This window comes from Pseudomonas thivervalensis (assembly GCF_001269655.1).
GTDB lineage: Bacteria > Pseudomonadota > Gammaproteobacteria > Pseudomonadales > Pseudomonadaceae > Aquipseudomonas > Aquipseudomonas thivervalensis.
Map to the genome: position 1 here is coordinate 161,612 of NZ_LHVE01000006.1, position 15,326 is coordinate 176,937.

Genomic DNA, 15,326 nt, shown 5'->3' on the forward strand with positions numbered 1-15,326 from the left:
CCAGCGGGAGCAAGCTCCCTCGCCACAGAGGTGTTTGCTGACCAAACTGCTATTACCTGTTGGTTATTGATCTGACGACCGAGGATTTCCATGGCAAACCAACAACTGTTCCTGGGCATCGACTGCGGCACCCAAGGCACCAAGGCGCTGATCCTGGATACGATCAGCGGTCAGGTCCTCGGCCAAGGCGCCGCTGCCCACAGCATGATCAGCGGGGCCAACGGTCGCCGTGAACAAGATACCCAGCAATGGCTCGATGCATTCACCCAGGCGACGCACCAGGCCTTGGCCGCCGCCGGGGTCGATGGCCAGGCGATCCTCGGCATCGGCGTGTCCGGCCAGCAACACGGCTTGGTGCTGCTTGACGAACAAGGCCAGGTCTTGCGCCCGGCCAAGCTGTGGTGCGACACCGAGACGACGCCGGAAAACGATCGGCTCCTGGCGCACCTGGGCGGTGAAGACGGCAGCCTCGAACGCCTCGGCGTGGTGATCGCGCCGGGCTACACGGTTTCCAAACTGCTCTGGACCCGGGAGCAGCATCCACAGGTGTTCGAACGCATCGCCAGCATCCTGCTGCCCCACGACTTCCTCAACTACTGGCTCACCGGTCGCCATTGCAGCGAATACGGCGATGCCTCGGGGACCGGCTATTTCAACGTGCGCACCCGCCAATGGGACGTGCAGCTGCTGCAACACATCGACCCCAGCGGACGCTTGCAAGCGGCGCTGCCTGAGCTGATCGAGGCCCATCGGCCGGTCGGACGCATCCTGCCGGCCATTGCCGAGCACCTCGGCATCAACCCCAAGGCGGTGGTGGCCAGTGGCGGTGGCGACAACATGATGGGTGCCATCGGCACCGGCAATATCCAGCCCGGCGTGATCACCATGAGCCTCGGCTCTTCCGGTACGGTCTACGCCTATGCCGCTGAACCGGTGGTCAGCCCGCAACCGTCAGTGGCGACGTTCTGCTCTTCCAGCGGTGGCTGGCTGCCGCTGATCTGCACCATGAACCTGACCAACGCCACCGGGGCGGTTCGCGAGTTGCTGGACCTGGACATCGACGCCTTCAACGCCCTAGTGGTCCAGGCCCCGATTGGCGCAGAAGGTGTGTCCATGCTGCCGTTCCTCAACGGCGAACGGGTGCCTGCCCTGCCCCATGCCACCGGCAGCCTGCTGGGCCTGACCACCACCAACCTGACCCGGGCCAACCTGTGCCGCGCCGTGGTCGAAGGTACGACGTTCGGTTTGCGCTATGGCTTGGACTTGCTGCGGGCCAACGGGCTCCAGGCCCAGAGCATTCGCCTGATCGGCGGCGGCTCGAAGAGCCCGGTGTGGCGGCAGATCGTCGCCGACATCATGGACACCACGGTCATTTGCACTGAACAAAGCGAAGCGGCGGCGTTGGGCGCGGCGATCCAGGCAGCGTGGTGCCACTCAGGCCAGCAAGACGGCCTGGCCGAACTGTGCGAGCGCTGCGTCAAGCTCGACCCGGCCAGTGAAACCCGGCCAGTCGCCGCACACGTCGCGGCGTCCCAGCAGGCTTATGAACGTTATCGACAACACGTCGCAACCCTTTGAGAGCGGGCAACTATGTATCTGGTGTGTGGTGAAGCGCTGTTTGATTTTTTCAGTGAAACCGAGGCGGATGGCCCTGCCTCGCAGGTGAACTACAAGGCGATTGCCGGTGGCTCACCTTTCAACGTGGCGGTGGGGTTGCGCCGCCTGGGTGTCGAATCGGCGCTGTTTGCCGGACTGTCCACCGACTACCTGGGCCGCCGCTTGCAGCAAGTGTTGCTCAATGAAGGTGTCAGTGCTCGATACCTGCTGGACTTCGACGCGCCGACCACCCTGGCGATGGTCGCCGTGGGCGCCAATGGTTCGCCCCACTACAGCTTTCGCGGCGAAGGCTGTGCGGACCGGCAACTGAGCCTGGCTCATCTACCGGACCTCGCCCCTGAAGTGCGTGGCTTGCATGTCGGCTCGTTCTCTCTGGTGGTCCAACCGATTGCCGACACGCTGCTGGCCCTGGTGCTACGGGAAAGCGGCCGGCGCCTGATCAGCCTCGACCCGAACGTGCGGCTCAACCCGCAGCCGGACATCGAGCTGTGGCGCTCACGGATCGCAACCCTGGTGGAATATGCCGACCTGATCAAGGTCAGCGATGAAGACCTGAGCCTGCTCTACCCAGGGATCGAGCCCCAGGCGGTCATCGAGGGTTGGCTGGGGCACCGTTGCCAATTGGTCTTCCTGACCCGTGGCGGCCAGGGGGCTACGGTCTTCAGTCGCCAGCACGGCACGTGGTCGCTGCCGGCTTGCCCGGTGAAGATCGCCGACACCGTCGGTGCAGGCGACACCTTCCAGGCCGCGCTGATTGCGTGGCTGACTGAACAACAGTTGGATTCGGCCGAGGGCTTGCAGACCCTGACCCGCGAGCAGATCAGCGCCATGTTGGCGTTCGCCATTCGCGCCGCCGCCCTGACGTGCGGCAAAACCGGACCGGACCTGCCCTATCGGCAGCAACTGGCCTGAGTTTCGCGCTACAACTGAAAAGCTGGACGCCGGGTTCGGACAATGCCGGACCCGAGCGTCAGAATGACAAGGACAAGGCCGTACTCAGCGCCCGGTCATCCGCTGATGTTGCTGATGAAAGTGATTGCCAGCGGCAGGGTTGTGGTCAAGTTCCGTACGCAACTCGGCGATCAGGTCGTTGATGGCCCGGCAACCGGTGAGCTTCCTGGCATCGATGTCGGTTTTGACCAAGGCCACGTGATCGGTCTTGTGGTCATCGAAGATCTTGATCGTCATCGTCAGCTCAGGTGACAACGTGCATTGCGAACGCTTGGGCAGCAAGCTGCTTTCAATGATGTTTCGCATTTCTAGGGCAGATAAAAACATGGCGACTCTCTCCTGTTGAGGCGGCCAATTTATGTCACGACGGCGGTATTTTCGTCCGTTTTCTTCCCTGCGGACTGGGACTACGAATACCGTGCCGTTCGTTCTTTTTGGCATTTCTATGATTGAGCCCGTGAAGCGAACTCCCTGATCGAACTCCCTGATAATCCCGCAAAAAATATGCCTGGATTGACGAAACGAGGCACTGATATAAATCAACCACTTAGCATCGATACCTAGCGAGCCTCTCGTGCAAAATGCAAGGAAACGGCAACTTTTCCATGCAAAGTGCAATCGAATTGATCGTGCCGAAAGCTAGATTAGCCTCAATTGCAGACACGTGAGCGGGCGCCCGTCGACTTGTACAGAAAATGTTCGACGCGAGCGGGTTTGCTCGCGATCGCGGTGGGTCATGCGGCACTGTCCGTTACGCCGGCCGCGGCCCGCTCCGCCACATGGCGCAAACTGTCGAAATTGATGTTGGCGCCGGAATCGATCGCCACCAGGGTCTCGCCTCGCACGCCCGTGCGCGCCACGTATTGCTTGATGCCTGCCACCGCCAGTGCGCCTGACGGCTCGGTGATGGAACGGGTATCGTCATAGATGTCCTTGATCGCGGCGCACAGTTGGTCGTTAGTCACAGTCATCACCTCATCGACACAGAAACGGCAGATATCGAGGCCATGGGCACCGATCTGCGCCACGGCCACACCGTCGGCAAAGGTTCCCACTTCGGGCAAGATCACCCGCTCCCCAGCGGCCAGCGCGGCCTGGAGACAGGCAGAATGCTGCGACTCGACACCGATGATGCGTATCTCCGGGCGCAGGTACTTGACGTAGGCGGCGATCCCGGCGATCAGCCCACCGCCGCCGACTGGCACGAAAATCGCGTCCAGCCGGCCAGGATGCTGACGCAGGATTTCCATGGCGACGGTGCCCTGCCCGGCAATCACGTCCGGGTCATCGAAAGGCGAAACGAACTCTCGCCCGGTCCGCTCGGCCAGGTCCAGAGCATGGGCCAGGGCAAACGGAAAACTGTCCCCGTGCAGCAGCGCCTCGGCGCCGCGGTTGCGCACGCCCAGTACTTTGAGTTGTGGCGTGGTCACGGGCATGACGATGCTGGCCGAGATACCCAGTTCCCGGGCCGCCAGCGCGACGCCCTGGGCATGATTGCCGGCCGACGCGGTGATGACGCCACGGGCCCTCTGCTCCGGGGTCAGGTGCACGAGTTTGTTATAGGCACCGCGGATCTTGAAGGAAAAGGTGGGTTGCAGGTCCTCGCGCTTGAGCAGGATCTGGTTGCCCAGGGCTTCGGACAACGCAGGCGCCGATTGCAGCGGTGTGCGCACGGCCAGTTCGTAGACCGGCGCGGCGAGGATTTTCTTGACGTAATGCTCGAGCAGCGCTTGTTCGGTGTGGGCAGCGGTCATGGCGATCTCCTGGTTCGGTCGGAGCCCAGGAGACAGAAAGAAAAAACCCGCCTCAAGGGCGGGTTCGGTGCAGCCGTCAGCTAGCCCGCCAAATAAGGAATGGCGGTAATAATGCTTGGCTGGCTACGCAATACGGTTGAATTCATGCCTGGAAATTAGCGGTGCGTTGGCGGCAAGTCAATGGCAAATATCAAATGCTGTCCGCTTTTGTGGCGAGGGAGCTTGCTCCCGCTGGGTTGCAAAGCAACCCCCGAAAGCTGACGGCAATCAACCTGATGCACTGCGGCGACAGGTCTCGGGGCCGCTACGCAGCCCAGCGGGAGCAAGCTCCCTCGCCATAAAAGCTTCCGGCGTTGCGTCATTTGAGTCCGACTTTGTACAACGCCCCGTCGTCTTCATCCGTCAACACATACAGGTAACCATCCGGCCCCTGGCGCACATCGCGGATCCGTGCCTTGAGTTCACCCAGCAAACGCTCTTCATGGACGACCTTGTCGTCCTGCAATTGCAGGCGGATCAGTTCCCCGGATACCAAGGCCCCGATGAACACGCTGTGTTGCCAGGCCTTGAAACGCTCATGGTCATAGAACGCCATGCCGCTGAGCCCCGGTGAGACCTGCCAGACATGGTGAGGGTCAATGCCGCCTTCGACGGTCTTGCCCTGGGCTTCGGGAATCGGGGCGCCGGAATAATTGATGCCGTGGGTCGCCAGTGGCCAGCCATAGTTCTTGCCGCGCTCGATGATGTTCAATTCATCGCCGCCCCGGGGCCCGTGCTCGTTTTCCCAGAGGGTGCCATTCCAAGGATTGAGGGCGGCGCCCTGGGGATTACGCATGCCGTAGGACCAGATTTCGGGGCGGACGTCTTTCTGGCCAACAAAGGGGTTGTCGTCGGGCACCTTGCCGTCGGGGTAGATGCGCACGACCTTGCCTTGCAGCTTGTCCAGGTCCTGGGCGGTGGGTCGGTCGTTGTTCTCCCCCAGGGTAATGAACAGATAGCCGTCGCGGTCGAAGACCAATCGCGAGCCAAAGTGGTTGCCCGTGGACAGTTTGGGCTGCTGGCGGAAGACCACGTCGAAGTTCTTCAGACTCTTGAGGTCCTCGGACAGTTGGCCGCGTCCCACGGCGGTGCCGGCCTTGCCGTCTGCGCCCGCCTCGGCATAGGACAAGTAGACGGTGCGGTCCTGCTTGAAGTCTGGCGACAGCACCACGTCCAGCAGGCCGCCCTGGCCCTTGGCCCATACTTCGGGTACGCCGCTCAAGGGCGCGGACAATTGGCCGTCGGGGCTGACCAGGCGCAGGTTGCCCTCTCGCTCCGTCACCAGCATGCCCTGTTGGCCAGGCAGGAATGCAACGGACCAAGGGTGCTCCAGCCCCTTGACCACGGTGGTCACTTCCAGGGTGCCCTCTTCGCTTTTGAATGACTGGGTAGGCGCGGCAGCAGCCGGCGTGGCAACGGTCAGGACAGCGCTGGCGCAGCATGCGGCCAGGAGTGTTTTACGCAACATGCACATTTCCTTCTGCGGTGTTGAAAGAGAACAATGGGCTCCAGCGCCTAGCGGTTGCCATTCTGGCTGTTCCGGGGTGGCGTGGGAGACTCGATGGTCGGTCGCGGCGAACCCGACGGCTGCCCCGACCGGGGGTAGCCATTGCCGATGCCGCCATTTTCCAGGGTCGGAGGCCGTGGTACCGGCACGGTCGGATTGTTTTGAATCGTCGGCACGTTGGGCCGGGTGCCCTGCATGCTGTTGGGATTGGCCCGACGCGTCGGGCTGTTATAGGGATTGTTGTTGCCCGGCAGGTTCTGGGCCAGGACCATTGGGCCGGCGCCGGGCGTGGCGGCCTGGGCAGCAGCGGTCAGCAGTAGCGCCATGATGGCGAGCATCAGCCTGTTCATTCGAGCACCTCTTGGGTTCAGGCATATCGAAAGCACGCTACGCCGCAGGTTCGCCCTTGTTAAGCGAAATGTCCTCGTGAAGATGTAACGAAGCGTCTCCGAACCATTGTGGGAGCAAGCTCCCACAATGGAAACTTTTCCCAAGGCGCGAAGGTCACCAGAAAGACATCCACCGGCAAGGAAAACACCACCATGGCTCGGGCAATCTGGAAAGGCGCAATCAGTTTCGGGCTGGTCCACATTCCTGTAGCGCTGGTATCGGCGACGTCTTCCCAAGGTGTGGATTTTGACTGGCTGGACAAACGCAGCATGGACCCGGTGGGCTACAAACGGGTCAACAAGGTCACGGGCAAGGAAGTGACCAAGGACGACATCGTCAAGGGCGTTGAATACCAGAAAGGCCAGTACGTACTGCTCAGCGAAGAGGAAATCCGCTCCGCCCACCCCAAGTCCACCCAGACCATCGATATCTTTTCCTTCGTCGACAGCGAGAAGATTCCCCTGCAAAACATCGACACGCCCTACTTTCTCGCCCCCGACAAGCGTGGCGGCAAGGTCTACGCCCTGCTGCGTGAAACCCTGGTCAAGACCAACAAAGTGGCCCTGGCCCACGTTGTGCTGCATACCCGCCAGCACCTGGCCGCCCTCATGCCCCTGGAATCGGCACTGGTGCTGGTGATGCTGCGCTGGCCCGCCGAGGTGCGTGAGCTCGATGTCCTGGAACTGGGCGACGAGGTCACGAACCCGAGCCTGGCCAAGGGCGAACTGGACATGGCCAAGCGCCTCGTGGAAGACATGAGCGGTGATTGGGAGCCGCGAGAATATCGGGACAGCTTCGAAGACAAGATCATGGAACTGGTGGAGAAAAAGGCCAACGAAGGCCGCCTGGAGGCTGTGGAGACCGACCCAGGCGAAGAACAGCGCAAGACTGCCGATGTCATCGACCTTACCGAGCTGCTCAAGCGCAGCCTGGGCAGCAAGGGCAAGGCCACCGACAAAGCCACCGGGAAGGCCCCGGCAAAACCTGCGAAAACCCGCAAGTCCGCTCCTGCCAAAAAAGCCACCAAGGCCTCCCGGGGCTAAACCCCTGGCGTGTGCAATACAAGGGAATCTGTCATGGCCAACGCCGAGAGTGAATCTGCTCGTTTGTCCAATGCCGAGTCGGACGCAACGACACCTCGCAATCCCGAAACAGGGGGAAAGACACTCCCTGGAAACCGCCTGCCCGAACGCCTGTCGCCGCAATTGGCCACGCCTGTGGAGGAGCCCCCCACCGGTGAATGGCGCTACGAAGTCCAATTCCACGGATATCGACTGCTGACCCGCATCGAACACGGCGAAGTCCGGTTATACAACCGCAATCACCAGGACTGGACCGACCGGCTGAAGCTGCATGCCGACGCCCTGGCCGGCTTGAACCTGGGGAACAGTTGGCTCGACGGCGAGCTGGTCCTGCTCGATGAGACCGGCCACTCCGATTTCGCCGCCCTGCGCCAGGCCTTCGACATCAGCCGAACCGTCGACATGGTGTATTTCCTGTTCGATGCGCCCTTTCTCAATGGCGTCGACCTGCGTCAGGCACCGGTGGAAGAACGCCGTGCGGCACTGAAAAAAGCCCTCAACAACAACGCCAGCAAGCGCCTGCGCTTCTCCGAATCGTTTTCCGCCAGCCAGCACGATATGTTCGAAAGCGCCATCGCGCTCTCCTTGGACAGCGTGGTCGGCAAGCGCCAGGGCAGCCCTTACGTCTCCAGGCGAAGCGACGATTGGGTAAAGCTCAAGTGCCGGCTGCGCCAAGCCTTCGTCATCGTCGGGTTCACGCGCCCCCAAGGCAAGCGCAGCGGTTTCGGCGCGCTGCTGTTGGCCGTCAATGGGCCAACAGGACTGGTGTATGCCGGCCGGGTCGGCACCGGGTTCAGCCAGGTGCAAATCAAGCAATTGCACGAGCAACTGTGTACCCAGCAGCGCGACACTCCGCCATTGGCCGAGCCGCTCAACGCTGCACAGGGACGCGGCGTGCAATGGGTCGAGCCGACCCTGACCTGTGAGGTCGAATTCACCGAGTGGACCCGCGACAACCAGGTGCTGCAGGCTATTTTCCTCGGTTTGCCGCCCGATACGCCCGCCAGCAAGGTTGTCCGTGAGCAGCCTCTGCCGATAAAACCCGCCACGCCAAAACGCCAGCGGCGTCACAAAGCCAGCGCAGCCAAGGTCGACGGCGTGACGATCACCCACCCCGATCGCGTCGTCGACAGTGTCAGCGGCGTGCAAAAGGCCGAGCTGGCGCAGTATTACCTGGACATCGCCCCTTGGATCCTGCCGCACCTCAAGCTGCGGCCGGTCGCGCTGCTGCGAGCACCGGACGGTATCGGCGAAGATCTGTTCTTTCAAAAGCACGCCGATCGCCTGGAGATTCCCCACATCAAGCAGTTGGATCCGCAACTGGACCCGGGCCATGCAGCCCTGATGGAAATCGACGACATCCACGCGCTGGTTGGCGCGGCGCAGATGGGCACGGTGGAACTGCACACCTGGACCGCGACCCACGACCGGATCGAGACGCCCGACCTGTTTGTCCTCGATCTGGACCCGGACCCGTCACTGCCCTGGAGCGCGATGATCGAGGCGACCGGCATGACTTTGGCGATCCTCGACGAACTGGGCTTGCAGGCCTTCCTCAAGACCAGCGGTGGCAAAGGCATGCACGTGATCGTGCCAGTGGCGCGAAGCGAAGGCTGGGACACCACCAAGGCGTTCGCCAAGGCCATCTCCCAGTTCCTGACCCGGCAAATGCCGGAGCGCATCACCGCCACCATGGGACCGAAGAACCGCGTCGGGAAAATATTCGTCGACTACCTGCGCAACGCCCGCGGGGCCAGCACCGTGGCGGCCTATTCAGTACGCGCCAGGCCAGGCCTGCCGGTCTCGGTACCGATTGCCCGGGACGAGCTGCAAAGCCTGCGCAACGCCCAGCAATGGGACATCTATACCGCGCTGGAGCGGGCCAGGGGCTTGGGCGCCGACCCTTGGGAAGGCTACAACCACCGCCAGCGGATTACCGCCAGGATGTGGGAGCAGTTGGATGCGCAAAAACCCAACGACTGACCCCCTCGTAGGAGCTGTCGAGTGCAACGAGGCTGCGATCTTTCCCCAGACACTTGAATCTCAGGCGAAGGATCAAGATCAAAAGATCGCAGGCTTCGCCAGCTCCTACAGGGGATGAAGCCTCGGTTCAAATCCAGACAAAGATCGCCAGCAAACCGCCGAAAAAAGCCCACTTCTGCAGGTAATACAAAGGGCGGTTGCGCTTCTTCAGGGCCTTGCCCTGCAAGCGGATCTTGTAGAGCTTGGAGAACGCCCGGTTCAGGCCGCCCGTCTTGTCGCTCGCGTCGTTGGGCGCACCGGCCGCCGCCATCACGGTACGGCTGAACCAGCGGTTGAACGCCGAGGCCCAGCGAAACTTCATCGGCCGTTCCACGTCGCAGAACAGGATGATGCGGTTATGGTTGGTGGTGTTCTCGGCGTAATGAATGAACGTTTCGTCGAAAATCACCGCTTCGCCATCACGCCAATGATAGGTCTCGCCGTCGACATTGATGTAGCAGCCAGCATCGTTGGGCGTTTCCAGGCCCAGGTGATACCGATAGGACCCGGCATACGGGTCGCGGTGCCGGACCAGCTTCGACCCCGGCGGCAACTCGGCGAACATCGCCGCCTTGATCGATCCGATGCTCTGCACCAGTTCAGTGGTGCGTGGGCACAGCTTCATGGCCGAGGGATGGCTGTCGCCGTACCACTTCAGGTAGAAACGCTTCCAGCCGGTCTTGAAGAAGGAATTGAAACCCACGTCATCGTACTGATTGGAACGCTTGATCTCCCCCGCCTGCAGCAGGCTCTGGCCTTCGGCCCGGATCTCTTCCCAATGGGTCTGCAACGGGCTCAAGTCAGGGAACTGCGCCGGGCTCAGGAAAGGCCGGTTGGGCAGTTTCGAGCACAGGTACAGCAGGCAATTGATCGGTGCGAGAAAAGACGAGTGGTCGCTCAACTGGCGCCCGATCTTATGCCGCACGCGCCCGCGCAGGTGAACGTAGCCAATGGAGAGAAGGTAGATCGCGACAATGATGAGTTTCACGAAAGTCCGTCACAATGCAGGAGTGAACAGGCTGCGTCTCCGGGCCAGCCAAGCGGCAAGGGAGATGGCATCGGGTGAGATGGCATTTTAGCCACAGTTTGTAACCAAAAGTTATCCTGAAGGTGTGAAAAACTGTCTTGTCCGGGCAATACCCTATCGTTTAGGCGGCCAGATCAGTACAATCGCCGCCAATTATCACGCGCCCCCCTTTGGCCGAAATCGCAAACCCGGTTTCGGCGCACGTCAAACCCGGGCCAGGCGTTCCGTATGCTGCTGTCCTCTTATGCCGGATGGACCCTTGCGCTTGCGACCGCGACGCCTTTGCGCGGTCGGGACGTGCGCAAACAGGTACTGAACAGGTACTGCCGCACCCTTAGCTACTCTGAATGTTCCGCAGGATAAACCTTTGATCTCTACAGCTAACATCACGATGCAGTTCGGCGCCAAGCCACTGTTCGAAAACGTCTCTGTCAAGTTCGGCGCGGGTAACCGCTACGGTCTGATCGGCGCCAACGGTTGCGGTAAGTCGACCTTCATGAAAATCCTCGGCGGCGACCTCGAGCCGTCCGGCGGCCAGGTCATGCTCGAGCCGAACGTGCGCCTGGGTAAACTTCGCCAGGACCAGTTCGCCTACGAAGAATTCACCGTGATCGACACTGTGATCATGGGTCACGAAGAGCTGTGGAAGGTCAAGGCCGAGCGCGATCGCATCTATTCGCTGCCGGAAATGACCGAAGAAGATGGCATGGCCGTGGCCGAGCTGGAAACCGAGTTCGCCGAGATGGACGGCTACACCGCCGAATCCCGCGCCGGTGAACTGCTGTTGGGCCTGGGGATTGGCATCGAACAGCATTTCGGCCCGATGAGCGAAGTGTCGCCAGGCTGGAAGCTGCGTGTGCTGCTGGCCCAGGCGCTGTTCTCCGACCCGGAAGTGCTGCTGCTCGACGAACCGACCAACCACCTGGATATCAACACCATCCGCTGGCTGGAAAACGTGCTGACCCAGCGTTCGAGCCTGATGATCATCATCTCCCACGACCGTCACTTCCTGAACAGTGTCTGCACCCACATGGCGGACCTGGACTACGGCGAGCTGCGCCTGTTCCCGGGCAACTACGATGAGTACATGACCGTGGCGACCCAGTCCCGCGAACAGCTGCTGTCGGACAACGCCAAGAAGAAAGCGCAGATTTCCGAACTGCAATCGTTCGTCAGCCGTTTCTCGGCCAACGCCTCGAAAGCCAAGCAGGCCACCTCCCGCGCCAAGCAGATCGACAAGATCCAACTGGCCGAGGTCAAGCCATCGAGCCGTGTCAGCCCGTTCATCCGCTTCGAGCAGACCAAGAAACTGCACCGCCAGGCGGTCATTGTCGAACGCATGGCCAAGGGTTTTGACGGCAAGCCGCTGTTCAAGGACTTCAGCTTCACCGTCGAAGCCGGTGAGCGCGTGGCGATCATTGGCCCGAACGGGATCGGCAAGACCACCTTGCTGCGCACCCTGGTCAATGAGCTGGAGCCGGATGCCGGTACCGTGAAATGGACCGACGCCGCGGAACTGGGCTACTACGCCCAGGACCACGCCCATGACTTCGAAGACGACGTCAACCTGTTCGACTGGATGGGCCAGTGGACCCAGGGTGGCGAACAACTGGTGCGTGGCACCTTGGGCCGCATGCTGTTCTCCAACGACGAGATCCTCAAGTCGGTCAAGGTCATTTCCGGTGGCGAACAGGGCCGCATGCTGTTCGGCAAGCTGATCCTGCAGAAGCCGAACGTGCTGGTCATGGACGAACCGACCAACCACTTGGACATGGAATCCATCGAGGCGCTGAACCTGGCGCTGGAAAACTACCCGGGCACGCTGATCTTCGTCAGCCACGACCGTGAGTTCGTCTCGTCCCTGGCCACCCGCATCATCGAGTTGAGTGCCGACGGCGTGGTCGACTTCAGCGGCACCTATGACGATTACCTGCGCAGCCAGGGTGTGGTGTTCTAAGGGTAGCCACAAGCTTCACGCTAATTGGCATAGGGCACGGCCTTTCACAGGCCGTTCCCCTGCCACACCTCGCGGCTTGCAGTTCAAAATAGTCGTCGTAATCTACAGCTCCGATGACAGAACTTTAGCCTCGCCATGAAGAGTGTAATGAAGCACCTCTGTGGCCGGTTCTATGGACCTTCTTGCAACTTCGTTACCAGAGCAATACAAAATAGCCGTGCGCTGAAGCGCAGACTCCGCGATATTAATATGAAATTTATTCATTACCCTGCCATCGACACGATAATTAAATAGCTTGAATCGCATCACGGCATCACCGGATTCAATCGCCAACTGACAATCAGCCTCAATCAACGAATCGTTATCGTCCGGGTATAAAAAACCGTACGCACCGTGCAGAGCTGGGTAGATATAGCTCTGCAGTTCATTCTGTGGATCGACGTAGCCAACCAATGTGGTAACAGGCACTCCGAATGCGCGGGGAATCCGCTGGACACACGCATCCACGATACGCCCGACAGAATGCCAACCATTCGGACCAGATATGTAATATTTTCTATCCTTGGGCAAAATTGCAATAATGAGCCCATTGATGATGAGTTCCGCATTAAAGACCGAGTTACTCTCAATCGTAATGACCCGCCCATAATTTATTGGCGAGGCATTCGGAACATAGATGGACCGCACTGCATGACCATCTGTAACAATCACACTCAGAAAATGGTATATTGCCAAAAGATTGGCTATAGCGGATTCGCTCAACTCATCGGCAGGAGCAACACCGCGGTTAATTTGAGCATCTATAAATACACACTCAACCCAAATTAAACCATTAGACAAGTACCCCCTTGTGCGACTCGCTTCCATTAAAATACTTTGGTCATTAATATAAAGCCAAGTGCTTTCTGCGCCGTTATAGTATTGAATAACGCGTCCATTGTTGGCTGCGGACGCGGGAGGTGCATGGAATTCTGAAGCCCAATTTTGTGGGGAAATAAAAGCTCTCACCACGTCGTTTTCCTCGAGCCGGGCTGAAATAACGCCTTCGCTGATATCATCGAAAGGAGAGATATTGAAAACCTGAAGCACCTCAACGCAATAGCGGTAGGGCTCCATACATTGAAGATGAGGATTCCATTTGCGAAATCCCGTGTGCGAATCAGATGCAAAAACGGCTTTGCTTTCCATGAACGCTTGAGTGAGCGTAGCGGTATATGGCGTATGCAAAGTGAAGCGGTTACGTTCAGACATGGGCCGCCCGCCTGCCATGGGATCGTAACCAAAGGCCCGACCGTGAAAGGGTGCCTGGCAAGTATCTTCATGACAAGCGTCGCGATGGGTAACATTCGGCTCGAAACAGGGTATAAACCTGGCAAGATTCGAGTCCCATCCCCACGTCGAATTGATAGCATCAGCAGGTCGGTGCACGGATCCGCTGAAGCCACTAGGATAGTGCGTCAATCCATAGTTGTGTCCTACTTCATGACTGAGTTCATTGCCGAGAAAGGCTTCAAGGGTAACCATGCTTGCGCCACCCGACCCGCCATGTACTTGAACGCCGTTGACATATTTCCCACGGTTATTATGGGCCGTTAGTTGGGCGACAATATAAGGCGTCGCTTCGCCTTGGCCCGCTGAACTATTAATGCCGTAATTCGCGTGATTGATTCCCAGGGATATCAATTCCTTACCCGTGCGCTGCCGCATATCTCCTGTGTGCCATCCGCCCTCGCTCGGGTCGAAGTCTGTCAGCAACGTGCCATTAGAGAACATTACTTCTCGCAAATAGAGCGACTGATAATTGCTCACTATCATGCGAGTAATCGGAACGGTCTGAAAATACTCTCCTTGTGCCAAGGGATCTTTTGCGAATACGTACTCATCGCGCGGCGTCGTCAGCATACCGATATCAATGGTATGGATAAGCAGCTCAGTTTCTGCGCCTACGTGAATCTCATTCAGTTGACCGCTCAGGTCGTCGCCATCGAATTGCATCGTGATTCCGACTTTGATCCAGTCGGCCGGAAGCTCAACGCTCCAAGTATTGTCGGAGTAAATAAGCGCCTGGTTTATCAGTTCATTTTCATGAATCCACCGTCCCGCAATACACTTGAACTGATGGGACTCCCCGCGGCGGATCAGCACGGGACGACCGCTGTGCAAAACAAATAAGTCTTTATCCGCGCTGGATTGAACTCTTGCAACCTTACCCTCGGCCGAAGCACTGCTCGGCAGAAAAATCATAAGGATCCATTGATCATTCGTAATGGGTATCTCGACCAGTGCGTACTGCTGTATTTTCTGTAGTAGCAATACGCCCTCAGGGTCGATTAACTGAGGTATTTCGCTGTCGCTTAGCACATAGGTCAGTCCGGGCGGGGGATTGAAATCCCAATCGTCCGGCACATCATCATCGTAGTAAATGGTCTTAGGCAGTTGATCAGGACTATTCATCGATAGCGAACCCAGGAGCTCCCCGTTGCGGTCGGCAACACTGACCCTCATAGTCGAAACGCTGCTCAGGGGTTTCGCCAGGAGCAAGGTCTTGCGTCGTGCAGTCAAGTAGGGCTGGCGATCTCCGGGTTTTGGCTTTACCGGAAAAACTTGGCTTTGTGCGAATTGAATGCTGGCCGACAACGGGCCTTGTAAATCGTTTGACCGATTACTGGTATCAAAAATCAACCGGGGATTTTTCCTATCCATAGCCTTAGCCCTCATTTAGAAAAGAGATCACGCCCCAACCTCTCCAATACGCCAAGCGGTCAGCGCCGCCCTGTCACTGGAACGACCAAGTTCTATTCGATACCCAAAACCCGTGGGGCGCACCTGTCAGAGTTGACAGGCCGCTGGAAAAGCGCCGCCGGCCAGCACACCGCACCTTCCGTTGAACTTGAAATTCAACCTGCTAACCCATTCGTTAGCCTGCTTCCTTTTCTCCCCGGTCCGCGCCATGATGAAGCACTCCTGCCGCCGCCCGCGA

At 59.3% G+C, this 15,326-nt stretch carries 10 protein-coding genes and 1 pseudogene; 5 read left to right on the top strand and 6 right to left on the bottom strand.

The features are described 5' to 3' along the window. The first annotated feature begins 90 nt into the window (after positions 1-90). Together xylB and AD659_RS06690 are read left to right on the top strand one after the other, a co-directional pair. Positions 91-1,578 (top strand): xylulokinase, encoded by a 1,488-nt coding sequence (gene xylB, locus AD659_RS06685; RefSeq protein WP_053119520.1) that lies wholly within the window; start codon positions 91-93, stop codon positions 1,576-1,578. A 12-nt stretch (positions 1,579-1,590) separates the two neighbouring features. After that, on the top strand, positions 1,591-2,529 hold the full coding sequence (locus AD659_RS06690; RefSeq protein ID WP_053119522.1) for a carbohydrate kinase family protein: 939 nt from the start codon (positions 1,591-1,593) through the stop codon (positions 2,527-2,529). An 84-nt stretch (positions 2,530-2,613) separates the two neighbouring features. Here AD659_RS06690 and AD659_RS06695 read toward each other — a convergent pair whose 3' ends face one another. The 4 genes and pseudogenes from AD659_RS06695 to AD659_RS06710 all read right to left on the bottom strand — a co-directional run bounded on the left by AD659_RS06695 (position 2,614) and on the right by AD659_RS06710 (position 6,218). Continuing rightward, the gene (locus AD659_RS06695) at positions 2,614-2,895 is read right to left on the bottom strand and encodes a DUF1652 domain-containing protein (protein ID WP_053119524.1); all 282 of its coding nucleotides are present in this window, start codon (positions 2,893-2,895) and stop codon (positions 2,614-2,616) included. Between the two features lie 428 nt (positions 2,896-3,323). Continuing rightward, positions 3,324-4,322: pseudogene (ilvA, locus tag AD659_RS06700) on the bottom strand (threonine ammonia-lyase, biosynthetic); the annotation flags it as partial. 358 nt (positions 4,323-4,680) lie between these two features. Next, positions 4,681-5,829, bottom strand: coding sequence for a PQQ-dependent sugar dehydrogenase (locus AD659_RS06705; protein ID WP_053119526.1), 1,149 nt, complete (start codon positions 5,827-5,829; stop codon positions 4,681-4,683). A gap of 47 nt (positions 5,830-5,876) precedes the next feature. Further along, on the bottom strand, positions 5,877-6,218 hold the full coding sequence (locus tag AD659_RS06710) for a hypothetical protein (protein WP_053119527.1): 342 nt from the start codon (positions 6,216-6,218) through the stop codon (positions 5,877-5,879). Between the two features lie 192 nt (positions 6,219-6,410). Here AD659_RS06710 and ku point away from each other — a divergent pair, with 192 nt between their 5' ends. Both ku and ligD read left to right on the top strand, forming a co-directional pair. Further along, on the top strand, positions 6,411-7,301 hold the full coding sequence (gene ku, locus AD659_RS06715) for a non-homologous end joining protein Ku (RefSeq protein ID WP_053119529.1): 891 nt from the start codon (positions 6,411-6,413) through the stop codon (positions 7,299-7,301). A 33-nt stretch (positions 7,302-7,334) separates the two neighbouring features. After that, a complete protein-coding gene (ligD, locus tag AD659_RS06720) occupies positions 7,335-9,323 on the top strand; it encodes a DNA ligase D (RefSeq protein WP_082343523.1) in 1,989 nt (662 codons plus the stop codon). A 127-nt stretch (positions 9,324-9,450) separates the two neighbouring features. Here ligD and lpxO read toward each other — a convergent pair whose 3' ends face one another. Beyond that, complete coding sequence (gene lpxO / locus AD659_RS06725) at positions 9,451-10,350, bottom strand: lipid A hydroxylase LpxO (RefSeq protein WP_053119533.1); 900 nt, start codon at positions 10,348-10,350, stop codon at positions 9,451-9,453. A gap of 406 nt (positions 10,351-10,756) precedes the next feature. Here lpxO and AD659_RS06730 point away from each other — a divergent pair, with 406 nt between their 5' ends. After that, positions 10,757-12,346, top strand: coding sequence for an ABC-F family ATPase (locus tag AD659_RS06730; RefSeq protein ID WP_003181279.1), 1,590 nt, complete (start codon positions 10,757-10,759; stop codon positions 12,344-12,346). Positions 12,347-12,448: 102 nt separating this feature from the next. Here AD659_RS06730 and AD659_RS06735 read toward each other — a convergent pair whose 3' ends face one another. Continuing rightward, complete coding sequence (locus AD659_RS06735) at positions 12,449-15,049, bottom strand: M66 family metalloprotease (protein ID WP_053119535.1); 2,601 nt, start codon at positions 15,047-15,049, stop codon at positions 12,449-12,451. Between the last annotated feature and the right edge of the window lie 277 nt (positions 15,050-15,326).